The sequence below is a fragment of the Methylotenera sp. genome, assembly GCF_029945705.1.
In the GTDB taxonomy this organism is placed as follows: Bacteria; Pseudomonadota; Gammaproteobacteria; order Burkholderiales; family Methylophilaceae; genus Methylotenera.
In genome coordinates this window covers 38691-60560 of sequence record NZ_JAQSDC010000001.1, presented here as the reverse complement: position 1 = coordinate 60560, position 21870 = coordinate 38691, and the positions used below count along the sequence as shown (strand labels likewise).

The 21870-nt window shown below is 41.9% G+C and carries 24 protein-coding genes; 8 read left to right on the top strand and 16 right to left on the bottom strand.

Annotation, left to right across the window (positions count from 1 at the left end; translation table 11 throughout):
• The 11 genes from PSU78_RS00290 to PSU78_RS00240 all read right to left on the bottom strand — a co-directional run.
• Positions 1 to 829: UDP-N-acetylglucosamine 1-carboxyvinyltransferase (locus tag PSU78_RS00290; protein ID WP_300382558.1), on the bottom strand; the 829-nt coding region annotated here is incomplete at its 3' end.
• Entirely contained in the window at positions 830 to 1141 is a 312-nt protein-coding gene (grxD, locus tag PSU78_RS00285; RefSeq protein ID WP_300382568.1) for a Grx4 family monothiol glutaredoxin, read from the bottom strand.
• A 72-nt stretch (positions 1142 to 1213) separates the two neighbouring features.
• Positions 1214 to 1459, bottom strand: coding sequence for a BolA/IbaG family iron-sulfur metabolism protein (locus tag PSU78_RS00280; protein WP_300382556.1), 246 nt, complete (start codon positions 1457 to 1459; stop codon positions 1214 to 1216).
• 32 nt (positions 1460 to 1491) lie between these two features.
• Positions 1492 to 2274: an ABC transporter permease gene (locus tag PSU78_RS00275; protein WP_300382554.1), complete on the bottom strand. Its 783-nt coding sequence runs from the start codon at positions 2272 to 2274 to the stop codon at positions 1492 to 1494.
• The gene (locus PSU78_RS00270) at positions 2271 to 3188 is read right to left on the bottom strand and encodes an ABC transporter ATP-binding protein (protein ID WP_300382552.1); all 918 of its coding nucleotides are present in this window, start codon (positions 3186 to 3188) and stop codon (positions 2271 to 2273) included. Before PSU78_RS00270 ends, PSU78_RS00275 begins: the two co-directional genes overlap by 4 nt.
• 194 nt (positions 3189 to 3382) lie before the next feature.
• The gene (locus PSU78_RS00265; protein ID WP_300382550.1) at positions 3383 to 3703 is read right to left on the bottom strand and encodes an STAS domain-containing protein; all 321 of its coding nucleotides are present in this window, start codon (positions 3701 to 3703) and stop codon (positions 3383 to 3385) included.
• A gap of 15 nt (positions 3704 to 3718) precedes the next feature.
• Positions 3719 to 4336, bottom strand: coding sequence for a phospholipid-binding protein MlaC (locus PSU78_RS00260; protein ID WP_300382548.1), 618 nt, complete (start codon positions 4334 to 4336; stop codon positions 3719 to 3721).
• Between the two features lie 77 nt (positions 4337 to 4413).
• Positions 4414 to 4962 carry an outer membrane lipid asymmetry maintenance protein MlaD gene (mlaD, locus tag PSU78_RS00255; protein ID WP_300382546.1) on the bottom strand — a complete coding sequence of 183 codons (549 nt, stop codon included), beginning with the start codon at positions 4960 to 4962 and terminating at the stop codon, positions 4414 to 4416.
• 36 nt (positions 4963 to 4998) lie between these two features.
• Positions 4999 to 5805 (bottom strand): lipid asymmetry maintenance ABC transporter permease subunit MlaE, encoded by an 807-nt coding sequence (gene mlaE / locus PSU78_RS00250; protein WP_300382544.1) that lies wholly within the window; start codon positions 5803 to 5805, stop codon positions 4999 to 5001.
• 51 nt (positions 5806 to 5856) lie between these two features.
• Entirely contained in the window at positions 5857 to 6657 is an 801-nt protein-coding gene (locus tag PSU78_RS00245) for an ABC transporter ATP-binding protein (protein WP_300382542.1), read from the bottom strand.
• 167 nt (positions 6658 to 6824) lie between these two features.
• On the bottom strand, positions 6825 to 7475 hold the full coding sequence (locus PSU78_RS00240; protein ID WP_300382540.1) for a prepilin-type N-terminal cleavage/methylation domain-containing protein: 651 nt from the start codon (positions 7473 to 7475) through the stop codon (positions 6825 to 6827).
• Positions 7476 to 7754: 279 nt separating this feature from the next.
• Here PSU78_RS00240 and PSU78_RS00235 point away from each other — a divergent pair, with 279 nt between their 5' ends.
• A complete protein-coding gene (locus tag PSU78_RS00235; RefSeq protein WP_300382538.1) occupies positions 7755 to 9488 on the top strand; it encodes an ATP-binding protein in 1734 nt (577 codons plus the stop codon).
• A gap of 84 nt (positions 9489 to 9572) precedes the next feature.
• Here the strand turns inward: PSU78_RS00235 and PSU78_RS00230 are convergent, their stop codons facing one another.
• Complete coding sequence (locus PSU78_RS00230; protein WP_300382535.1) at positions 9573 to 10238, bottom strand: c-type cytochrome; 666 nt, start codon at positions 10236 to 10238, stop codon at positions 9573 to 9575.
• 273 nt (positions 10239 to 10511) lie between these two features.
• On the opposite strand from PSU78_RS00230, the gene yihA reads away from it, so the two are divergent.
• On the top strand, positions 10512 to 11180 hold the full coding sequence (gene yihA, locus PSU78_RS00225; RefSeq protein WP_300382533.1) for a ribosome biogenesis GTP-binding protein YihA/YsxC: 669 nt from the start codon (positions 10512 to 10514) through the stop codon (positions 11178 to 11180).
• A 105-nt stretch (positions 11181 to 11285) separates the two neighbouring features.
• On the opposite strand, the gene trmB is transcribed toward yihA, so the two are convergent.
• Together trmB and PSU78_RS00215 are read right to left on the bottom strand one after the other, a co-directional pair.
• Positions 11286 to 12026 (bottom strand): tRNA (guanosine(46)-N7)-methyltransferase TrmB, encoded by a 741-nt coding sequence (trmB, locus tag PSU78_RS00220; protein WP_300382531.1) that lies wholly within the window; start codon positions 12024 to 12026, stop codon positions 11286 to 11288.
• Positions 12027 to 12053: 27 nt separating this feature from the next.
• Positions 12054 to 13220, bottom strand: coding sequence for an SAM-dependent methyltransferase (locus PSU78_RS00215; RefSeq protein ID WP_300382529.1), 1167 nt, complete (start codon positions 13218 to 13220; stop codon positions 12054 to 12056).
• Between the two features lie 43 nt (positions 13221 to 13263).
• On the opposite strand from PSU78_RS00215, the gene PSU78_RS00210 reads away from it, so the two are divergent.
• The 5 genes from PSU78_RS00210 to topA all read left to right on the top strand — a co-directional run bounded on the left by PSU78_RS00210 (position 13264) and on the right by topA (position 18507).
• On the top strand, positions 13264 to 14016 hold the full coding sequence (locus PSU78_RS00210) for a pteridine reductase (protein ID WP_300382527.1): 753 nt from the start codon (positions 13264 to 13266) through the stop codon (positions 14014 to 14016).
• A 212-nt stretch (positions 14017 to 14228) separates the two neighbouring features.
• Complete coding sequence (locus PSU78_RS00205; RefSeq protein WP_300382525.1) at positions 14229 to 14453, top strand: AbrB/MazE/SpoVT family DNA-binding domain-containing protein; 225 nt, start codon at positions 14229 to 14231, stop codon at positions 14451 to 14453.
• Positions 14450 to 14851: a type II toxin-antitoxin system death-on-curing family toxin gene (locus PSU78_RS00200; protein ID WP_300382523.1), complete on the top strand. Its 402-nt coding sequence runs from the start codon at positions 14450 to 14452 to the stop codon at positions 14849 to 14851. The genes PSU78_RS00205 and PSU78_RS00200 overlap by 4 nt, the downstream gene beginning before the upstream one ends.
• Positions 14852 to 14866: 15 nt before the next feature.
• The gene (gene ttcA, locus PSU78_RS00195; protein ID WP_300382521.1) at positions 14867 to 15772 is read left to right on the top strand and encodes a tRNA 2-thiocytidine(32) synthetase TtcA; all 906 of its coding nucleotides are present in this window, start codon (positions 14867 to 14869) and stop codon (positions 15770 to 15772) included.
• A 140-nt stretch (positions 15773 to 15912) separates the two neighbouring features.
• Positions 15913 to 18507, top strand: a complete 2595-nt coding sequence (gene topA, locus PSU78_RS00190; protein ID WP_300382519.1) for a type I DNA topoisomerase — start codon at positions 15913 to 15915, stop codon at positions 18505 to 18507.
• 93 nt (positions 18508 to 18600) lie between these two features.
• On the opposite strand, the gene pbpG is transcribed toward topA, so the two are convergent.
• Entirely contained in the window at positions 18601 to 19632 is a 1032-nt protein-coding gene (pbpG, locus tag PSU78_RS00185) for a D-alanyl-D-alanine endopeptidase (protein WP_300382517.1), read from the bottom strand.
• A gap of 202 nt (positions 19633 to 19834) precedes the next feature.
• Between pbpG and gcvH the strand changes: the two genes are divergently transcribed.
• On the top strand, positions 19835 to 20221 hold the full coding sequence (gene gcvH, locus PSU78_RS00180) for a glycine cleavage system protein GcvH (protein ID WP_300382515.1): 387 nt from the start codon (positions 19835 to 19837) through the stop codon (positions 20219 to 20221).
• Between the two features lie 30 nt (positions 20222 to 20251).
• On the opposite strand, the gene PSU78_RS00175 is transcribed toward gcvH, so the two are convergent.
• A complete protein-coding gene (locus PSU78_RS00175) occupies positions 20252 to 21826 on the bottom strand; it encodes a hypothetical protein (protein ID WP_300382513.1) in 1575 nt (524 codons plus the stop codon).
• Positions 21827 to 21870: the final 44 nt, after the last annotated feature.

The window sequence follows — 21870 nt, the reverse complement described above, 5'->3', positions numbered from 1 at the left end:
TTGCACCCGCATCTCGTAATTTTTCAATGACGGCATCTAGCAGATCGGCACGAGCGTTCAGTAATTTAACCTCACCACCTGTCATCGCTGCAGCCACCATATATGTGCCCGCCTCAATACGGTCACATACTACGTTATGCGTGGTGCCATTCAGTTTTTCTACGCCGACAATCGTAATTACATCGGTGCCAGCGCCAGTGATTTTTGCGCCCATTTTAATGAGCATTTCCGCCAGGTCGACCACTTCTGGTTCTTTAGCGGCATTTTCCAGCACGGTTGTGCCTTCAGCTAATGCAGCTGCCATCATCAGGTTTTCCGTACCGGTCACAGTCACCATATCCATATAGTAGCGTGCGCCTTGTAAACGACGATTAGGCAAATGCAAAGTACTCGCTTGAATATAACCATGTGTGATATGTATTGCAGCACCCATGGCTTGCAAGCCTTTGATGTGCAAATCTACTGGACGCGACCCAATGGCACAACCGCCTGGCAATGAAACTCGTGCAGTACCAAAACGCGCCAATAATGGGCCTAAGACCAAAATAGAGGCGCGCATGGTTTTCACCATTTCGTAAGTGGCTTCAAAAGAAGTCACGTCACTGGCATCTAAAGTCACTTCACTAGTATTGCGTGTGATTTTAACGCCCATCATACCGAGCAATTTAATAGTGGTATCAATGTCTTTTAACGCCGCAATACTACTTAAATGCAAAGGCGTTTCAGCTAATAATGATGCACATAAAATTGGCAAAGCGGCATTTTTCGCGCCAGAGATGGTGACTTCACCATTGAGGCGGCTACCGCCTTGTATGATTAACTTTTCCAATTACTTAGTCGCATCTAACATCGTTTGAAGCTCACCACTTTCATACATAGCACGCATGATGTCTGAACCGCCAACAAACTCGCCTTTAATGTAAAGCTGTGGAATAGTAGGCCAATTAGCAAATTGTTTGATGCCTTCGCGCACTTCTTGGTCTTGCAACACATCCACTGAAATATATTTCGCTTGGCATGCATCTAAAATTTGCGTCGCTAAGTTTGAAAAACCACATTGTGGAAACTTAGGGTTGCCTTTCATATAAAGCACTACTGGGTTGGTGCTCACTGTTTCTTTAATTCTTGCTTGTGCGTCCATTTGCTTCTCCATTACATTATTTAATTTATCTTTAGTTGCCTGCATATCATTCGCAAGCTGGCTTGAGTCTATTTAAGCAGACTGTTTTAGCCATTGTTCTGGGGTGTACGTTTTCATTGAAAGCGCATGAATTTCCGAGCGCATTCTATCGCCTAGCGCGCTGTAAACTAGCTGATGCTGTTGCACCATACTTTTGCCAACAAAGGCATTGCTTACGATTACTGACTCGAAATGCGTGCCATCATCACCCAGCACTTTAATATATTCGCAGGCCAAATTTTGCGTGATGTAAGCCTCTAACTGTTGTGCACTTAGCAATTTAATGATTCCTTGATTCTTAAGCTGTTAATTTAAGCTCTTAGTTTATAGCCTGATTTTAACATTTTTAACGTAATCATTGCTAACACTAAGAAAGAAGCGCCAACTATAGACAGACTAATCAAAGGCGACACATCACCTTTGCCAAAGAAACCGTACCTAAACCCGTCTATCATGTAGAAGAATGGGTTCAGTTGTGACAGCTTTTGCCAAAAAGGCGGTAAAGAATGGATGGAATAGAATACGCCTGAGAGAAACGATAAAGGCATGATGATGAAGTTCTGGAATGCCGCCATTTGATCAAATCGATCGGCCCATATACCAGCAATAATACCAAACGTACCAAGTAAGGCACTTCCCAGCAGTGCGAAAGCAAATACCATCCAAAAATTGGTCACGTGAATATCCACAAACCACATGGCGAAAAAATAAATACCTAATCCAACGACCAAGCCACGAATAATTGCCGCAAACAAGAATGCGATAAAAAATTGTAAATGCGTCAGCGGCGTTAACAATACAAAAACAAGGTTACCCATCACTTTTGATTGAATCAGGCTAGATGAACTATTAGCAAAGGCATTTTGCAGTACGGACATCATAATCAAACCAGGCACCAAGAATGATGTATACGGTACGCCATCATAAACATGCACATGACTTTCTAGCGCATGAGAAAAAATAAGCAGGTACAACAAAGCGGTAATCACTGGCGCGGCTACTGTTTGAAACGCGACTCGCCAAAAACGAAGTAACTCTTTTTTAAGTAGCGTCCAAGGGCCTCTAAATGCGCTAAAGTATGAATTGTTCATCATGACTTACTGACAGTTGATTGACCAACTAGCGACATGAAAACATCTTCTAAATCTGCCTCATTAAGCTGCATATCTATCACTTCAATATCAGCAGAGCGCAAAGAAGACAGCACTAACTCAATTTGCGCCATGTCGTTCAGTGCAAAAGTATAAATTCCACCTTCTTGGTTTCGTAGCAATGACTGTATATTAGCAGGCAAAGCAACATCGCCTAGCGTCAAGCGCAGCTGCTTGCCGGCAAATTTATTCAGCAAATTAGCGGTGCTATCTAAAGCAACAATTTCACCTTGCTTCATCATGCCCACACGACTGCACAAAGTCTCAGCTTCTTCTAAATAGTGCGTGGTGAGAACAATGGTATGACCTTCATAGTTCAGTTTTTTGATAAATCCCCACATCATTTGGCGAAGTTCAACGTCTACGCCTGCTGTCGGCTCATCCAACACAATCACAGGTGGTTTGTGCGCCAAAGCCTGAGCAATCAACGCACGACGCTTCATTCCGCCAGAAAGCTTACGCATATTCACATGCGCTTTATCTGCTAGACCTAAACCTTCAAGAATCTCATCTACCCATGCATCATTTTCAGATCCGCGCCCAAAATAACCTGCTTGAAATCGCAACATTTCTCGCACATTAAAGAATGGATCAAACACCAGCTCTTGCGGCACAACACCTAGTAATTGACGGGCTTGCTGATATTGATTTACCACATCAAAACCCATGACAGAAATATTACCTGCGCTTGGTTTGATTAAACCCGCAAGAATACTGATTAAGGTTGATTTGCCTGCGCCATTTGGGCCAAGTAAGGCAAAGAACTCACCTTGAGCTATCGTTAAATCAACGCCCTTTAAGGCTTGCAAGCTGCCAAAGCTCTTATGTATGCCATTAATTTGAATTGCAGGTTTCATTTTTTGACTTGGATCACAACTTAATAAATTAGGTTAACTTTGAATTCAAATTTTTTTGAATTCAATTTTATAGCCATCACTTAAATGAATTACGGCTTGTTCATGAACAAGCCGTAATGATTAACTACTATATGGTGATACTTTTAAAAATTACAACAAGTAAGCATTTAACGTGGTGTTGAATAAGCGTAGTCTTAATGAAAACTTAATGGAATAAAATCTTGTATGCCGTATAAGTCTGCCAAACTAGATAAATTTTCAGGTAAGTTGGTAAATTTAATTTTGCAATTTTCCGTTATAGCACGACGTTGCCACTCTAACATTAAGCTCAAAGCTGACGTATCTACATTATCCACTCCAGAAAAATCGACTTCAATTTCACCGTTCATTTTAAATGTAGCGCTAAGTTTTAGTATCAGATTTGCGTTATCCACCAACACATCACCTGACACATGCCATTTATCAGCAAGCTCTGTAATGCGTGCGGCAACATTAGGTTCTACCAATTCAGCCATATTTAGACTTTAAGCTTACTTAAGACCAGCATTTTTATTTTTATCAGCCAACTTAGTATTCAAGCTATCAAGCCCATTTTGGCGAATTTCACTGCTGAATTGACTACGATAATTAGTCACCAAACTCACATTCTCAATCACAATATCGTAGACCTTCCATGTTGACCCACTTTTTACGAGACTATAATCCACAGCGATTGGTTGCCCGCCTGATTGCATAATCTGAGTTTTCACAGTCACGTTTTTTGCATCTGGCTCAGTGCGCATTGCTTTATATTCAATTACTTGGTCTTTGTATTTACCCAGCGCTACAGAGTAAGTACGTAACAATAAGCTACGAAACTCTTTCTGAAAACTCGCTTGTTGCTCAGGCGTTGCAGCTTTCCAATTTTTACCAAGCACCATGCGACATACTCGATCAAAATCAAAGTTAGGCAAAATCTTTTCTTCAGCCACTGCGTATAATTTTTGCTGATTACCAGCTTGAATCTCTTTATCATTTTTAATGATAGCCAATACATCATCTGCGGTTTGCTTCACGAGCGCATCTGGCGCAACATCCGCACTAGCTAAGCCAGAATATAAACTGGCAAGAAAACTGAACCCTACTAAAAGCTTTGAAACTGATTTCATTTGAATCCTTTTTTGATTCGATATTTAATTTAAATTATAACCTGATGCGCTTTAATAGAATATCTCAGCGCAGCTCATTAGAACGGCGCATCACCTAATTCGGTTGACTTAGCCGCTGCTGGCTTAACTTCTGGCTCACTTGCAGGAGCTGACTGTTTCGCATCCTTATCGGTTTCTGAAGCTTTACTAAACAAGAATTGGCTAATCATTTTTTCTAGCACGACCGCATCTTGTGTTTTGGCAATTTTATCATTATTTTTTAGCACATCTTCGTCGCCACCAGCCTCTAAACCAATATACTGCTCACCCAACAAACCTGCCGTATAAATATTGGCGAAGGTATCTTTAGGAAAACTGTATCGTTTATCGATTTTAATTGTGACAACGGCTTCGTAAGTTTTGCTGTCAAATACAATACTATCTACTCGCCCCACTGCAACGCCCGCACTTTTAACGGGCGCATGCGGTTTTAAGCTTCCTACATTTTCAAAAGCTGCTGTCACACTATAAGTTTCACCAATTTTCCCAGAGGTTAAATTGCCAACTTTCATAGCAAGACCTAACAAGGCAGCAACACCCAGCGCCACAAAAATCCCTACCCATAAATCAATTTTAGTTCTATCCACTTATCATCCCCTCAATTTTTAGCTACTCTTTAAGCGCTATATCACCAGCATAAAAGAGGTTAAAACAAAATCCAAACCCAATACGGTTAATGATGAAATCACCACGGTACGGGTTGTCGCCCTGCTCACACCTTCCGCCGTTGGTGGAGCATCAAAACCTTCAAACAAAGCAATCATAGTGCAAGCTACGCCAAACACCAGACTCTTAATCACTCCGTTCACAATATCCGATTGGAAATCCACATTGGCTTGCATTTGTGACCAGAACGCGCCTTCATCCACGCCGATGAGTGGCACCGCTACGATATAGCCGCCCAATATACCAACCATAGAAAACAAGGCCGCCAAAATAGGCATAGAAATCACACCAGCCCAAAATCTAGGTGCAACCACTCGTGCGATTGGATTAACTGCCATCATTTCCATCGCTGATAGCTGCTCAGTAGTCTTCATTAAACCAATTTCAGCTGTAATTGCTGTACCGGCGCGCCCTGCAAACAGCAAAGCTGTGACTACAGGCCCAAGTTCGCGCACCAACGCTAGAGAGACCAAAACCCCAATGGCTTCAGATGATCCGTACTTCTGCAAAGTATTGTAGCCTTGCAAAGCCAGCACCATGCCCACGAAAAATGCCGACACAATAATAATCAACAGCGACATGACACCTGTTGAGTAAATCTCACGCATGGTTAGGTGAAATCGTTTAAAACTTTCAGCTGAATAAACAATCGTTAGAAAGAATAATCTAGCACCAGCCCCTAAACGCCAAATGCGCTCAACCATGCGATGACCTATACCTTGCAAGGTTTTAATAATACTAATGAGAGGCTTTGATTTGATCATTTAATTTAAGTTTTGCTAGCAGGAATTTACCAAGGATTAATTTACTTAAGACTAACTTTGTTTCATCAACTCAGATTGATAGTTACCGGCTGGGTAATGAAATGGTACAGGACCATCTTTATCACCATGCACAAACTGATGTACGTACGGCAACGTTGATTTCATCAAATCATCTGGGGTGCCTTCAGCGGTAACCACGCCATTGGCCACAAAATACACGTAATCCGCAATTAAAAATGTTTCTTTAACATCATGCGACACGATAATAGAAGTGGCACCTAAGGCATCGTTTAAGCTACGAATCAAACTACAGATAACGCCCATAGAAATCGGATCTAAGCCTGCAAACGGTTCATCGTACATCATGATCGCAGGGTCTAAGGCAATGGCACGCGCCAAAGCCACACGCCTTGCCATTCCGCCCGAAAGCTCTGCAGGCATGAGTGTATGTGCACCTCGCAAGCCCACTGCATTTAGCTTCATCAACACTAAGTCGTGAATCATAGAATCTGGCAAATCCGTTAATTCACGCATAGGGAACGCGACGTTTTCATAGACAGATAAGTCGGTAAACAACGCACCCTGCTGAAATAACATACCCATCTTACGGCGCAATTTAAATATACCATCACGGTCTTGCTTATGTACAACATCGCCATGAACACGCACTTCACCTTTTGAGGGCTTAATTTGACCGCCAATAAGACGCAACAAAGTTGTTTTACCGCTACCGCTGCCGCCCATAATCGCCACCACTTTACCGCGTGGAAACACCATATTGATGCCTTTATGCAGCAATCGCCCTTTGTACCCAAAGGAAAGATTATCAATTTCTACGATATTATTGGTCATGTGCAGCTAAATGGTATGTCTATTTTTGTTGGATTTTTTTCGAAGCCACCATTCTAAAACAATTTGGCGTGTAAGTAAGCAGTTAAATTGCCTTGTCATTTACATGAGGCTAATTTGGGGCAGTAAAAAGCCCACCTAGGTGGGCTTTTTAGAATCGGCAAGTTAGACTAAAACGCCATACAGATGGTATAAGCGGTACCATCAACTATTGCAGCAGTAGCTACAGACACTGTTGCTGGAGGTATAACGGCCCTCAAAGATCCCGTTGCAGTGTTACCATCATCTAAATTTGCATCAATCTGCTTAACCAATCTTCCTGTAATATTTTCGCTACATACGACATACAATCCAGTCATAGGGCTGGGGTCAACAATTGTTGTGAATCCATTTAAACTTTGTACGCCTATACGTCCACTTTCAGCATTTCGTGGCAAATACGCTGCATCAGCTACCGCAGTAGGGCCAGTTGCAAATCCAGCCAAGCGCACATGTTGCCAGAATAAAAATGACTCATCACTTGCTGTTATAGAATTCCAAGCACCATTTATTTGAGCGTTATTAAGAGACCCAGCAGGAGTTGTTGCAGGCGTACCATTATTAATATGGGTTGCAACGTTAGCATCATCGCCTGGGATTGCACGAAATTTATCCTGATACCCATAAATAAAAATTTGTACGTTTTTAAGATCACTTGCAATATTCTTAGCTTTAGCGCTATTAATCAATTCCTGCCCCTTTAATACACCGCCTAGCAGTAGGCCGATGATCACAAGTACGATCGCCAGCTCAATTAAAGTGAAACCTGTTTGTTTTTTCATTTAGTTCCCCGAACTATTAAAGTTATGTAAGTCATTTTAATTAAAATAAAATGCTTATCAGTTAGTAAGATACATGCAAATAACATACCAACTGGATTTAGCCTACTTTACTAGCGTTTTAGCTAATTTCGGCTATATTTGTTTAAAAATCATCTATTGAGCGTCGAAAACCTAACATGTCCGTTCAATTTTTAACGCTTTTTTGGTTGATTAAATTATTAAAAATCAGCATACAATAATAGCAAGCTGGATAATTTCGATCAATCATTGAGCCATTATATGCAAATACCACTCAAACCAGGCCTCAAATTAGTACAACATCTATTTAACGACTCTGACCGGTTAATGGCATTAATGATTTTATCGTTACATGCCTTATTAATTTGGGGTGACTCCATAGACCTGCATAGAGCGCTATTTTTATGTCATTACGGCTGCTTTTTGATGTGGCAGCCGGTGATGCGGCAAACCAAAACTTTATCATGGCAAGCAGCTTTTCTTATTGTAGTAGGTGCTGCAGTGGGTATGTTTTTTATCAACTGGTGGGTGATTGCTTTTTGGATAGCCAGTTTATTTGCATTAATTGGTGGACGCATTTTTTCAGAAGAAACCTCACGCGATAGGTTGCCTAATATATTGGCATCCAGCTACTTACTCGCAATTTTACTGTTGTGGGTAGTGCCTAAACTACTTAAGTCTAATGATGATTTAGCTGCCGCAGCTTTCATGCTTACCTATTTTCTGCCATTACTACCAGTGGCGATTTTATTCTTAACGGCTAAACATAAATCCAAAGCACAATCCGCCAATATTGATTTTTTCTACACCTTATTGATTTTTTTACTCTCCTCTATCGTCATACTCGGCAGCTTTGCGATTGGTGTTATTTGGAAAATTCACTACATTAAATTATTAATTGTAGTAGTCATGGGCTTAGCCGCCACATTGGTTGTTTTAAGCTGGCTATGGAATCCAAGCTCATCTTTTTCCGGTCTAGAACTGCTGATGTCCCGTTATCTACTCAGTATTGGCCTTCCATTTGAGCATTGGATAAGACAAATCGCAAAATATGCTGAATATGAATCTACTGCCGAAAAGTTTTTAAAAGCTGCCATGCGTGAGCTGGTTGAACTTAACTGGGCTAGTGGTTTGATGTGGGAAGTCGAAGGCTCGAAAGATCAAATAGGCGAGCCTACAGCGTTTATATCTACGTTCAATTTTCATCAACTACATTTAACGCTTTATTCGCGCTGGCAACTTAGTCCGGCTATGTATCTTCATGTGCAATTACTTACTCAAATTTTGGGTGAGTTTTATGAGGCGAAGCGTCGTGAAGAAATGATTGTGCAAAATACTTATATGCAGTCGCTGTATGAAACTGGTTCTCGCTTGACGCATGACATTAAAAATATACTGCAATCTATGGGTACGTTATCTGCCGCCGCTCAGCAGAGTAGCGACGACGGTAGCGATGACGCGAGACTAATCGAATTAGTCAAAAAGCAAATACCGCGATTAAGCCTGCGTTTGGCAAGCACTTTGACTAAGCTTGAACTGCCAAGTACAGAGAAAAAGAGCCAAGAAAAAGTAGCTAATTGGTGGAATGGCTTTAAACAAATTAACGAGGGTTTGCAAATATCGTTTGAAGCGCCGATCAACATGCCAAAAACCGACATTGACCCTGATGTGTTAGATAGCGTGGTGGATAACTTACTGCATAATGCTTTGGAGAAAGCGAAACTAGAAGCTAATACCATCATTAAAGTAAGCTTAATGCCAAGTAACCATTTTTGTTTAGAAGTGTCAGATTCAGGTACTGCAGTGCCTAAAAATGTCGTTGAGCGTTTATTCAAATCACACATAAGCTCAAAGAATGGCTTAGGTGTGGGGCTGTTTCACGCAGCGCAACAGGCGAAAAATGCGGGTTACGAATTAAGCCTTGTGGACAATCAGGATGGTGAAGTACGTTTTAGATTAGAGATGGTGGGGGAAGATAAAACTTTCACCTCTTGATTTTCTGAGATTGAAACAAAAAAGGCTTCATCACTCTGATGAAGCCTTTTCTATGTCAACCCCTGTGGGGGAGAATGCTTTTAATTAACGTAAACCTTGAATATAATCAGCTACTGCAGCCATTTCCGCATCTGTCATTTTTGTGGCAATAGTCATCATCATCGGTGCATTTGCACGTTCGCCTGTTCTAAAAGTTCTTAGCTGCGTTAATACGTAATCTGTATGCTGCCCACCTAAACGCGGAAATTGTTTAGGCAAGCCTGAACCAGTTGCGCCATGACACGCTGCACAAGCTGGCACGCCAGTGGCCGCGATACCACCACGATAGATTTTTTCACCCAATGAACCAGCGCCATTAGTTTTAGCTGCACCTAATTTAATTTTTTGATTTGAAAAATAAGCTGCAAGATTTTTCATATCTTCATCACTCAATGCCGATGCCATACCTGACATCACTGCATTCGCACGCTTACCTGATTTAAATTCAGTCAATTGCTTAACTAAGTACTCTGGATGCTGACCCGCCAATTTAGGATTGGCAGTAATCACGCTGTTACCATCAGTACCATGACAAGCAGAACACACAGCGCCAACAATCTGTTCAGCAGTTTTTGTGGTCGCTGGCGCAGATTCTGCTGGCTTTTCTGCGGTAGCTGCCGCATGTGCAGATAAACTAAATAAAGCACTAACCATTAAACCAGTTAAATTAACTCTTACTGAATTTAAGCTTAAAACATGACGAAATTGCATTACCGCTCCCAATTATCAAAAATACTTACGCAAGACTTACTGCATGCCGCTCAGATTTCCATTGGAATTCTGCGACTAATCTAAATTATTCAATCAATTAACGCGCTATTTTAGCGAAAATCGCCTATTCGTGATAGCATTTTTCACTATTGTTTATCGCGTTGCTAAATATAACATTAAGCCTATCCTCACTAAATTCTAAATAGCGGGATATAAGCAGTGCTGTATTGACGAAGATGACGCTTAAGTTACACCCAAAAGAATTGGATTTTCATGCCCTTGTTTCAAAATGCTGCTTTTTTTATTTCAGCACACCATTTACGCGATCTACCCCCTGCCAGCGGCATTGAAGTGGCTTTTGCTGGCCGTTCAAATGCTGGTAAGTCCAGCGCTCTTAATACGCTTGCCAATCACAATCGCCTAGCCTTTGTCAGTAAGCAACCTGGTCGCACGCAACTTATCAACTTCTTCACATTAGGCAATGATAGGCATTTAGTCGATTTGCCGGGTTATGGTTACGCTAAAGTGCCAGAAGCCATGCGTGCGCACTGGCAAAACGTGTTAGCTCGCTATTTAGGCGAACGTTCAAGTTTAGGCGGCTTAGTACTAGTGATGGATAGCCGTCACCCACTTACGCCTTTGGACCGCCAAATGTTGAATTGGTTTTGCCCGAGTGGTAAGCCTGTGCATGTTTTATTAACTAAATCTGATAAATTATCGCGTGGCGAAGCCTCACTTACACTCAATAAAGTACGCAAAGAGCTTATTGAAACTTGGGGTAATCACTACCATAGCGAATGTACCATTCAGTTATTCTCAAGCCTGAAAAAGCAAGGTGTGGAAGAGGCTGAAACAGTCATTGGTAAGTGGCTGTTTGCAGAAACGCCAGAGGATTTAGTGCGTAAGTCGTTTAATCTTGTAGATGATAAAGACGCAGAGTAAGTTTCCTGTAGGAGCGACGTCCTCGTCGCGATTAGCATGATGGCTTCGCGACGAGGGCGTCGCTCCTACAGGTGTTAAGCGCTAAGCTTTCTAACTAGCGATGCGTTACTTGCGCTTAAACACCATATCCCAAACGCCATGCCCTAGCTTTATTCCACGATTTTCAAACTTGGTGAGCGGTCTATAACTAGGCTTTTCAGCATAAGCTTCTGCGGTCTTTTTTAATTGCGTCTCTGCATTTAATACCTCTAGCACCCATTCAGCATACTCTTGCCAATCGGTTGCCACATGTAAATAACCACCAACTTTAAGCTTGCTGCACAGTAACTTTACAAAACCAGCCTGAATCAAACGACGTTTATGATGGCGCGCTTTATGCCAAGGATCTGGGAAGAAAATATGCACGCCATCTAAGCTGGCATCACTTAACATATTTTGCAGCACATCGACCACATCATGCTGAATAATTCGTATGTTAGTAAGCGCTGACTCTTCAATTAACTTAAGCAGAGCGCCAACGCCTGGTGTATGGACTTCAGCAGCTAGAAAATCACATTCTGGTAAAGTTTGGGCGATCTTTGCCGTAGTTTCGCCCATACCAAAGCCGATTTCCAATATTTTTTTACTATCTGCGCGGTTAAATTTCGCGCTTAAGTCGATGATTTCTGGCGCGTAATCAATACCAAATCTTGGTCGGCCGACCTCTAAAGCGTGCGCCTGCCCTTTGGTCACGCGACCTTGGCGCAACACAAAGCTGCGAATGCGACGACCTTTTAAGGCTTCTTTATCTGCATCTAAAGCAGTATCTAGAACTGGAGATTCTTCGGGTTGGTTTAATTTTGTCATAGTGCGCATTATATCAATGCTCATTCATTAAAGTGTATGAGATTTATCCCCTGAAACAAAACCGATCAAAGGCTCATCAATATTTTTACTCAAGGCAATCACCTTAAATAAGTCACCCATTTCTGCGGGAGATAATAACTTCTGCGCGGCAGTTGCAAGTGGCGCATAGCGAGCCATGTCATGCGGCGACACTTGTGACATTAGCTCTAATATACCGCAGTTCATTAAAAACTGCGCTTGGCTACAAAAACCACTCACCGCCAAACCATGATTCACGCCTGCATGAGCAATGCTAGTGAAATCAACATGCGCCGTAATGTCTTGTAAACCTACATTGAATAAAGGCTCACTATGCGCATAGTGCTGATAATGGCACATAAGCGTGCCTTGATTGCGCTGCGGATGATAATACTCGCGGGCAGAAAATCCATAGTCAATCATCAAAATAATGCCTTGTTGCAAACAATCAGCAAGGCTAGCCATCAATCCGCTGGCAGCTGGGCAAACTTCAGTCACATAGCCCTCTGGCAAATTGAGCTTGCTGACAACATCTAACAAACTTGACTCACTCAAAAGTTTATCTTGCCAAGCGAACTCCTCAGACTCAATGGCTATGCCGCGCTCATAAATATCATCATCTTTCACATGCACAATATGTACTGAAATCGCATCTAGCACTTCGTTACCGACAATCACGCCATTAAAACTTGAAGGTAACTCCCTTAGCCATTTCACGCGCTGAACTAAATTTTCAGGTAATCTCTTTTGCAAGGTTTCCAGCTGCACTTGGCGTAAGTGGTCACTTACTTCTAGGATGAAATACTTCGCTGGCGCGGCGCTCCTCTCTGCCAATGTTAGCAAAACATCTGCGGCTAATTTGCCTGTGCCTGCACCTAGCTCCAATATATTGCCATGCGTTAAATTCAACACTTGTAAGATTTGATTAGCAAGCGTTTGCGCAAACAGCGGCGAAATTTCTGGTGCAGTAACAAAATCTCCTCCTCCGTTTTTGCTGTCGCCAAACTTTTGGCTGCCTGCGCTGTAATAGCCTAAGCTGGGTGCATAAAGCGCCAATTGCATAAACTCTGCAAAACTTATCCAACCTTTTTGTGCATTGATGGTCTCTTGAATCAGCGTGATAAGTTGTTGACTATGTTTTTGGGCTTCAACTGAAGGTGTGGGTAATGTATTCATAGACTTAGATTATAATAGCTAACAATCAAGATTGGATTAATGCGTGGCGTCAAACAACATAAATAAAGTGGTACTCATTACTGGCGGGGCAAAGCGCGTAGGCGCGGCCATCTGTCGCAGCTTGCATGCGGATGGCTTCAACTTGATGATTCATTATAAAAGCTCGATCAAAGAAGCTCGCGCCTTGCAAGCTGAATTAAGCTTACAACGCCCAAATTCCGTAGCGATTATTCAAGGCGACTTATTAAATATCGCAAGCTTACCTAATTTAATTAGCGAAACCATTAGCCACTTTGGGCGCTTAGATGTGCTTATCAATAATGCATCCACTTATTACCCAACTGAAATCGGCGAGATTGATGAAGCTAAATGGCAAGACTTAGTAGGGAGCAATCTAAAAGCCCCGCTGTTTTTATCGCAAGCAGCCGCGCCAGAATTACGCAAAAACCACGGCTGCATTGTGAACATTACCGATATGCACGTAGAGCGCCCGAAAAAAGGCTACATTGTTTACAGTGTTGCAAAAGCTGGTTTAGTCACGCTTACCAAGTCTTTAGCGCATGAATTAAGCCCTGAAGTACGTGTAAATGCAGTTGCGCCAGGGCCTGTACAATGGCCAGAAAACAATCCTCAATTTGATGAGGTTTATCGTCAGCGGGTCATCAACCAAACACTACTTAAACGTGTAGGCGAGGCTGAAGACGTAGCGAAAGCGGTGAAATTTTTAGTCACAGATGCACCTTTTATTACAGGTCATGTGTTGGCTGTAGATGGCGGCAGGAGCTTGAATTTATAAAGTTAGCTGTTTTCGGCATTCTTTTTAGCTTTGTTAAAATCGAACAAAACTTAAAAACAACGCCAGTAGCAATGACGGAGTAACCACTAAATAGCTGTAGCACCATCATCCTGATAAATAGTTAAGCCTGCATATTAAGCAAATCACAATTTGCAACTCTTTCATTTAAGCGTATTATAACAACCGTTATAACAGAACATGGATTAAGCATCATGACCACTTTAAAACTCACTCAAATTGGTAACTCACTTGGCGTTATTTTGCCTAAGGAGATTTTAGCTAAGCTTAAAGTAAGCAAAGGCGATGAGATTTTTGTGACTGAAACGCCTGATGGCTTTAACATTACGCCGCATGATGCAACGTTTGAAAAGCAGATGGAAGCTGCGCGTAAGCTGATGAAAGAAAACCGCGCAGTATTACGTGAGCTGGCTAAGTGACCCGCCAGCAAAACCAATACTGGGTTTGGTTGCCACAAGCCATTATTTTAGCAGTACACGATGAGCAGTTAGCCGAGCACGGTGGTTTGAGTGGTGTGCGCGATGAGGGTTTGTTAATTTCCGCATTGGCTCGACCAGAGCATCTTGCGGCTTATAGCACACCTGACTTTGCTGAGCTAGCCGCATCTTATGGCTATGGCATTGCACGAAACCATCCATTTATTGACGGCAATAAACGTACGGCTTTTGTGGCAACTTTGCTGTTTTTACATTTTAATGGTTTTTCATTAAAGGCTACCGATACTGACAAAGTGCTAACAATGCTTAAAGTAGCTGCAGGCGAGATCACTGAGAGTGACTTTGCAAGCTGGCTACGCAGTCATTCACACAAAATTTAAAGCTAAAATATCCATATGATTAACCACTTACCAGCAAACCATTCCAATAACTTTATCAAGCTACGCAATAGCCTGATTAGCGCCACTGGCAAAGCGATTGGCGATTACAACATGATAGAAGAAGGCGATACCGTGTTGGTGTGCATGAGCGGCGGCAAAGACTCTCACGCCATGTTAATGATTCTGCTAGCTTTGCAAGAACGTGCGCCGATTAACTTCAAACTCATTGCCATGAATTTGGATCAAAAACAGCCGGGCTTCCCTGCTGATATTCTGCCTGCCTACTTTGAAAAGCTTGGCATTGATTACCGTATTGTAGAAGCGGATACTTATTCGATTGTAAAAGAGAAGATTCCTGAAGGCGCAACCACTTGTAGTTTATGTTCACGCTTACGCCGCGGCATTATTTACACCACGGCAAAAAAACTGGGCGCCAATAAAATTGCACTTGGGCATCACCGTGATGACATTGTAGAAACCCTGTTTTTAAATATGTTCTTTGGCGCGAAATTAAAAGCCATGCCACCAAAACTTTCAACCAATGACAAACAAAATATCGTGATTCGCCCATTGGCGTATTGCAGTGAAAAAGATATTGCCAGCTACGCGCGCCAAATGGAGTTCCCAATCATTCCGTGTGACTTATGCGGTAGCCAAGAAAATCTACAACGCCAAAAAGTAAAAGATATGTTGCAAGTTTGGGAGCGCGAACAACCAGGTCGTATCAACAATATTTTCCGCGCGATTGGTAATGTTGAGCCTTCACATCTGGCAGATTTTAATTTATATGATTTTAAAGGCTTGAGCCAAGCCAAGCCCGAAGATGAGGATCCGCTTTTTGGTGACATTGCTAAAGAAAGTGAAGCATTAAGCTTAAATAGCACTGACGGCACACGAATCGAATTTATTCGAAACACATAATGTTACAAATTATTCGATAAATTTGCGTAGTATGTGCGGTAAGTTGTTGTCTTATAGCCATTTACCTTGCTATTATCCGAGTTGTTAGCTTAGCAATTCTATAATTTAGCCCATTTAATCACTCATTCTTCTAGGCATGCATGTCCAAACTGTTAATTGTTGAATCTCCTTCTAAAGCAAAAACGCTCAAGAAATATCTTGGAAGCGACTTTGAAGTGCTCGCCTCTTACGGACACGTGCGCGACTTGATTCCGAAAAATGGTGCGGTTGATACTGCCAATGATTTCGCCATGAAGTACGACATCATCGAACGCAATAGCAAACATGTAGACGCGATTGCCAAGGCTGTAAAAAGTGCTGATAGCATCTATCTCGCAACCGATCCAGACCGTGAAGGTGAAGCGATTTCTTGGCATATTGCCGAGATTTTAAAGTCGAAGAACTTACTTAAAAACAAAATTATGAAACGCGTGGTGTTTCATGAAATTACCAAAAGTGCTGTTGAACATGCAATTGCCGAGCCACGTGACATTTCTATGCCTATGGTCAATGCCCAACAAGCACGCCGTGCTTTAGATTACTTAGTCGGCTTTAATTTATCTCCTTTATTGTGGAAAAAAATCCGTCGTGGATTATCTGCAGGACGTGTACAAAGCCCTGCGCTACGCTTAATTGTTGAGCGTGAACTTGAAATTGAAGCGTTTAAATCTCAAGAATACTGGTCTATTCATTTAGACGCTTTAAAACATAGCCATGGTTTTACGGCAAAACTTATACAACTTAACAATCAAAAAGTTGAGCAATTCACGGTCATTAACCATGATCAACAGTCTGATATTGTTGGCAAATTATTACTCGCCAGCGCAGGTAAAACAACTGTTTCACGTGTTGAGAAAAAACAACGTAGTCGCAGCCCTGCAGCACCCTTCACAACCTCTACTCTGCAACAGGAAGCCGTACGTAAATTAGGCTTTACCACTTCACGTGCCATGCGCGTTGCGCAGCAACTCTATGAAGGTATGGATGTTGGTAGCGGCACAGTGGGTTTGATTACTTATATGCGTACCGACTCATTTAGCATTGCGGCTGAGGCAGTTACGCAAATACGTGACTACGTGAAAAAGAATTTTGATGCAGAATATTTACCTAAAGCTGCCATCCAATACAAAACCAAATCAAAAAGTGCGCAAGAAGCCCATGAGGCGATTCGCCCAACCGACATCAGCCGTACGCCTGCTAGCGTTCGCCAATATTTAACTGACGAGCAATTTAAACTGTATGAAATGATTTGGAAGCGCGCCTTGGCTTGTCAAATGGCACCTGCTAAATTTGATGCAGTTAGCGTAGATTTAAGTTTAGGCTCTGACGCCAACTTATTCCGTGCCTCTGGTCAAACCCTGGTGTTTCCGGGCTTTATCGCGGTTTATATGGAAGGCACAGATGATGAGGAAGAAGAAGGCGAAAGCAAACTACCGCATCTTGAAACTGGTGAAGTGCTGACGGTTGAAAAAATCTACGGTGACCAACACTTTACTGAACCGCCACCACGTTATGGTGAGGCTAGCTTAGTCAAGATCTTGGAAGAATACGGCATTGGCCGCCCTTCTACTTACGCCAGCATCATTAGTACACTGCAAGATCGCGAATATGTATTGTTAGACAAGAAGCGCTTTACGCCGACCGATGTTGGACGTGTGGTGAATAAGTTTCTCACCGAGCATTTCACCAAATATGTAGATTACGGCTTTACCTCCAACCTCGAAGACGCGCTTGATAGCGTTGCTGAGGGAGAGCGTGAGTGGTTACCGCTCATGGCAGAGTTTTGGCAAGGCTTCAACCAGCAATTGCTGAGCAAAGCCGATGTAGAGCGCCCAGGTAATGAGTTGATTGATGAAGCTTGTCCTAAATGTGGCAAGCCATTGCAAAAACAACTCAGCCGTTTTGGCACATTTATTGGCTGCACAGGTTATAACGACGAACCTAAATGTGACTACAAACGCAGCTTAAATGGCGCAGCACAAGTGGGTAGTGACCCAATCATTATTGGTAACGATGACGAATCAGGCAAAGAAATTATGCTGATGAATGGTCCATACGGCCCCTATTTACAGCTTGGTTTAGCCATTGAGGGTGACAAAAAGAAACCAAAACGTGTCAGCGTACCCAAAGAGATTTCACTTGCTGATATGAATTTAGAAACCGCTAAAATGGTGCTATCTTTACCACGCGACCTAGGCTTGCATCCAGTCACCAATAAAAAAATTGTGGCGAACATTGGTCGTTTCGGCCCATATGTGAATCATGACGCTAAATTTAAATCGATTCCGAAAACAGACAGTGTATTCACTATTGATTTAGTTGGCGCAGTTGCATTGTTAGCGGCAGCTCACACTGGCCCAGCGCCGTTAGCCACGTTAGGCAACCATCCGACAGAAGATGGCCAAATTGAAGTGTTTGCGGGCCGTTATGGGCCTTATGTGCAACATGGCAAGATTCGTGCAACGTTGCCAAAAAGCGTAGAGCCTGAATCACTTACTTTGGATGAAGCTTTGGAATTATTGATGGCTAAAGCGCAAAAAGAAGCGCCAGCTAAAAAAACGGCTACGAAAAAGCCAGCTGCGAAGAAACCACCAGTAAAGAAACCTGCTGCGGCTAAAAAACCAGCGACAACTAAGACTGCCACCAAGAAGCCTGCTGCCAAAAAGACGGCTCCAAAGAAAGTTAGTGTTCAATAATATATGAACTCAACAATCTAAACGTTAATTAACTCACGACAATAAAAAAGCGGCTTTTCAGCCGCTTTTTTATTGTCGTATCAAATGTTATATTTAGCCGCTAACATTCTCGCCCAATGATCCATTATCATTATATTCTATCCATTTACGTATTCTATTCGCATCGCCAATACGTGACTGTTTACCTGCTGAATCCAACAATACAATAATCATAGGCTGACCAGAGATTTCCGCTTGCATCACTAAACAACGCCCCGCTTCATTGATAAAACCAGTTTTAGACAAACCAATCACCCAGTCACTACCACGCACTAAGGAGTTGGTATTCACAAAATTGATTGGATTTTCACGACCATACAATGTTATTTCTTGTGAGGCAGTAGTAGTCACTTGGCGAATTTCAGGGTAGTGGTAGGCTGCATTCACCATTTTCACTAAATCTTCTGCAGTGGAAACATTATTACTATCTAAACCTGTCGCATCATAAAAGCGTGTAGATTTCATGCCCAACACTTCAGCTTTACGGTTCATCGCTACCATAAATGCACCAATACCACCTGGGTAATTACGTGATAATGCAGAAGCGGCACGATTCTCTGAGGACATCAGCGCAAGTTGCAAAAGCTCGCCACGGGTTAGCTGTGTGCCTACATTTAATCTAGAATGTGTACGTTTTAGATAGTCTACATCTTCATCACCGATAAACAATAAATCATCCATTGGCAAATGTGCATCTAACATTACCATTGCCGTCATCAACTTAGTAACAGAGGCAATCGGTGTAGATTGACTGGTATTCTTTGCATAAATAACTTCACCAGTAAGCTGGTTAATCACTAGTGCTTTAGATGAAGCTAGCTCTAATGGTCCGCTTCCATCATAGGCACGTGGCACCACCATGTTCACTTTTTGAACATGTACTCTTGATTTTTTAACACCAGCAACATTTCTATTCAGCTTATATTTTGCAAGGTCATAATTAGCAGCCTTGTTTTTTTGATATTTGGTATTAGAGACTTTAATGTGCGATACCACATGTTTATGCGATTTTTTGGCAGCCGCATACGAAAGCATGGGCGACAGGCTTAGCGCTAAGGCGGTATAAAGTAGTATAAGTTTGCGCATAAATAAATTAGTTTCTTTTACGTCATAGAGTTACGAGATAATTCTATATAAAAACTTTAGCTTTGTCATTAAAAATTTTCATCTTTAATAATACGCTTATTTAACTGTTCATTATGCATGAATTTCATTTTCACAAATCGATTATTAGCAATATAATCACAGGCTTATTCATCATTTAGCAATTATACTCAGAGCACCCAAAATGCAAATCCCAAAGACTATTCTATACAGCAACGAACATTTATGGACTAAAGCATCGGCTGATGGCGCATGGGAGGCTGGCATAACAGACTACGCACAGGATTTACTAGGTGATATTGTGTTTATAGAAGCCCCTGCAATTGGCACTAAGCTTGCGGCTGGAAAGCCTTGCGGTCTGGTTGAGTCAGTCAAAACTGGTTCCGATTTACATGCGTTGGTTGATGGAGAAGTCATTGAAATCAATCAAGAGTTGATTAACTCACCAGAGTTAATCAATGAGAAACCATATCAAGCATGGATATTTAAATATAGGCCAACTTACGATGACGTGAGCAAAACACTTTTATCGGCTGAGGCATATCAAGCTTTACTTGACGGCGTTGCCTAGTTCTTTTAGTTAATGCCAGTCACCAAAAGTCTATTTACTGAAAATAAGACGCACCGAATCTAATAACTTTTCTATTTCAGCCTTAATATTTGCACTGACTTGCTGCTCTATTCTTGGCACTTCAACGCTCAGTATTTCCTGAACTTTATTGGCTAACGCTTGCTCGACTTCAGGCAGTTCTGCATTCAATGTTTGTTTGAAATCTTGCTTGCTTGCATCTGCCATCTCGACCAAATCTTGTTTTAAACTTGCAGTTAAATCACTTGTTAAACCTTGATATAGCAATGGGAACGCTTCGCTGACTTCTTTATCTAGTTGCTGCTTAGACCTCAGTTGCAACGCATCCAAATAAACCGTTAACTCAGTATGCGACTGTGCGGTCAAGCCTTGGTAAATCGTAGACAACTCGTGCGCCAGATTATTCTGATGCTCAGTTAAAATATCTTCGTGCAGACGAGTTATTTTATCTTGTAATGCATGGCTGGCATCTTCTACCGTTTTGGTTTCTAACCCAGATAAAGTAATCTGCAATTTTTCCGTTAGTGAGTCTTGCAACATAGGCAAGGCACCGATGAGTTTAGCTTGCACTTCAGCAATACCCTGCGCCTGCATTTGCACTAAAGCACTATGTAAATCAGATTTCACGCTAGTTGCTGCCTGAGTCGCATGTTCAGTCGTTGCGACCTCTATACTTTTTAAAGTTTCTTGTACCTGACTCGTCAGCACCTGCTCCATAGCTGGCAATGATGCAGCAAGCTTACTCTGCACTTCAGCAATACCATCTGCATGCATCTCAACCAATGCGCTTTCCAAATCAGATTTTGCTAGGTTAGCACTTGCTTGCAACACCTGAGTCGCGCTTTCAAGTGCATTGCTTTCTAAATGCGCTAAATTTATTTCAAATTGCTTAGTAACCGCTTGCTCCATCAATGGCATAGCTTGGTTAAGTTTAGTTTGAACTTCATCCAGGCTTCTAGCCTGCATTTCACTTAAGATACTGGCTAAGTCTGCTTTGATAATGTCGGCATTGGTATGCATCATTTTAGGAATTTCTGTGGCTAAATCAGCTCTGACTTTATGCACATATACCGCACTATTGTCCATTACAGCCTGCTGTGCACTTGCGACGGCTTGGCTAACTTCCTGCGCTACAGTATCTTTAATTTGTTCAACCGAAATTTGCTGCGCTTGAACAATGGCCGTATGAATTGTTTCCATCAAACTGGCATGACTAGCTTGCTGCGAGGTATTAAGCTCTTCGTTGATATGCTGTATTAGTCTAGCACTTGCCAACTCTTGAATCGCATTAGATTTATTGTCTAATTGCTGCGATTGCAGTTCATACTGCTCTTTGAGCGCATCAGCAAGAAAATTCTGACTCGTTTTTTGTATCTCTGCTGACTCATTCAAAAAATCATCATGCATACGTTTTTTAAACTTATGCATGATAGATTGTTCAATCTCCTCCTCAAGCTGCAGCTTTAATTGCGGTCTAATTTGAGCAGTTAGCTCTGCAATCAAATCAGCGGTGATATTGATCGATTTAATAGATTGTGCAGATTTGACGTGCACTTCTGTTAATAAGGGAATATCTTCTTCTTGCATAATTAAGCCTAATGAAAATTAGATTGAGCACTCATCAACGATTA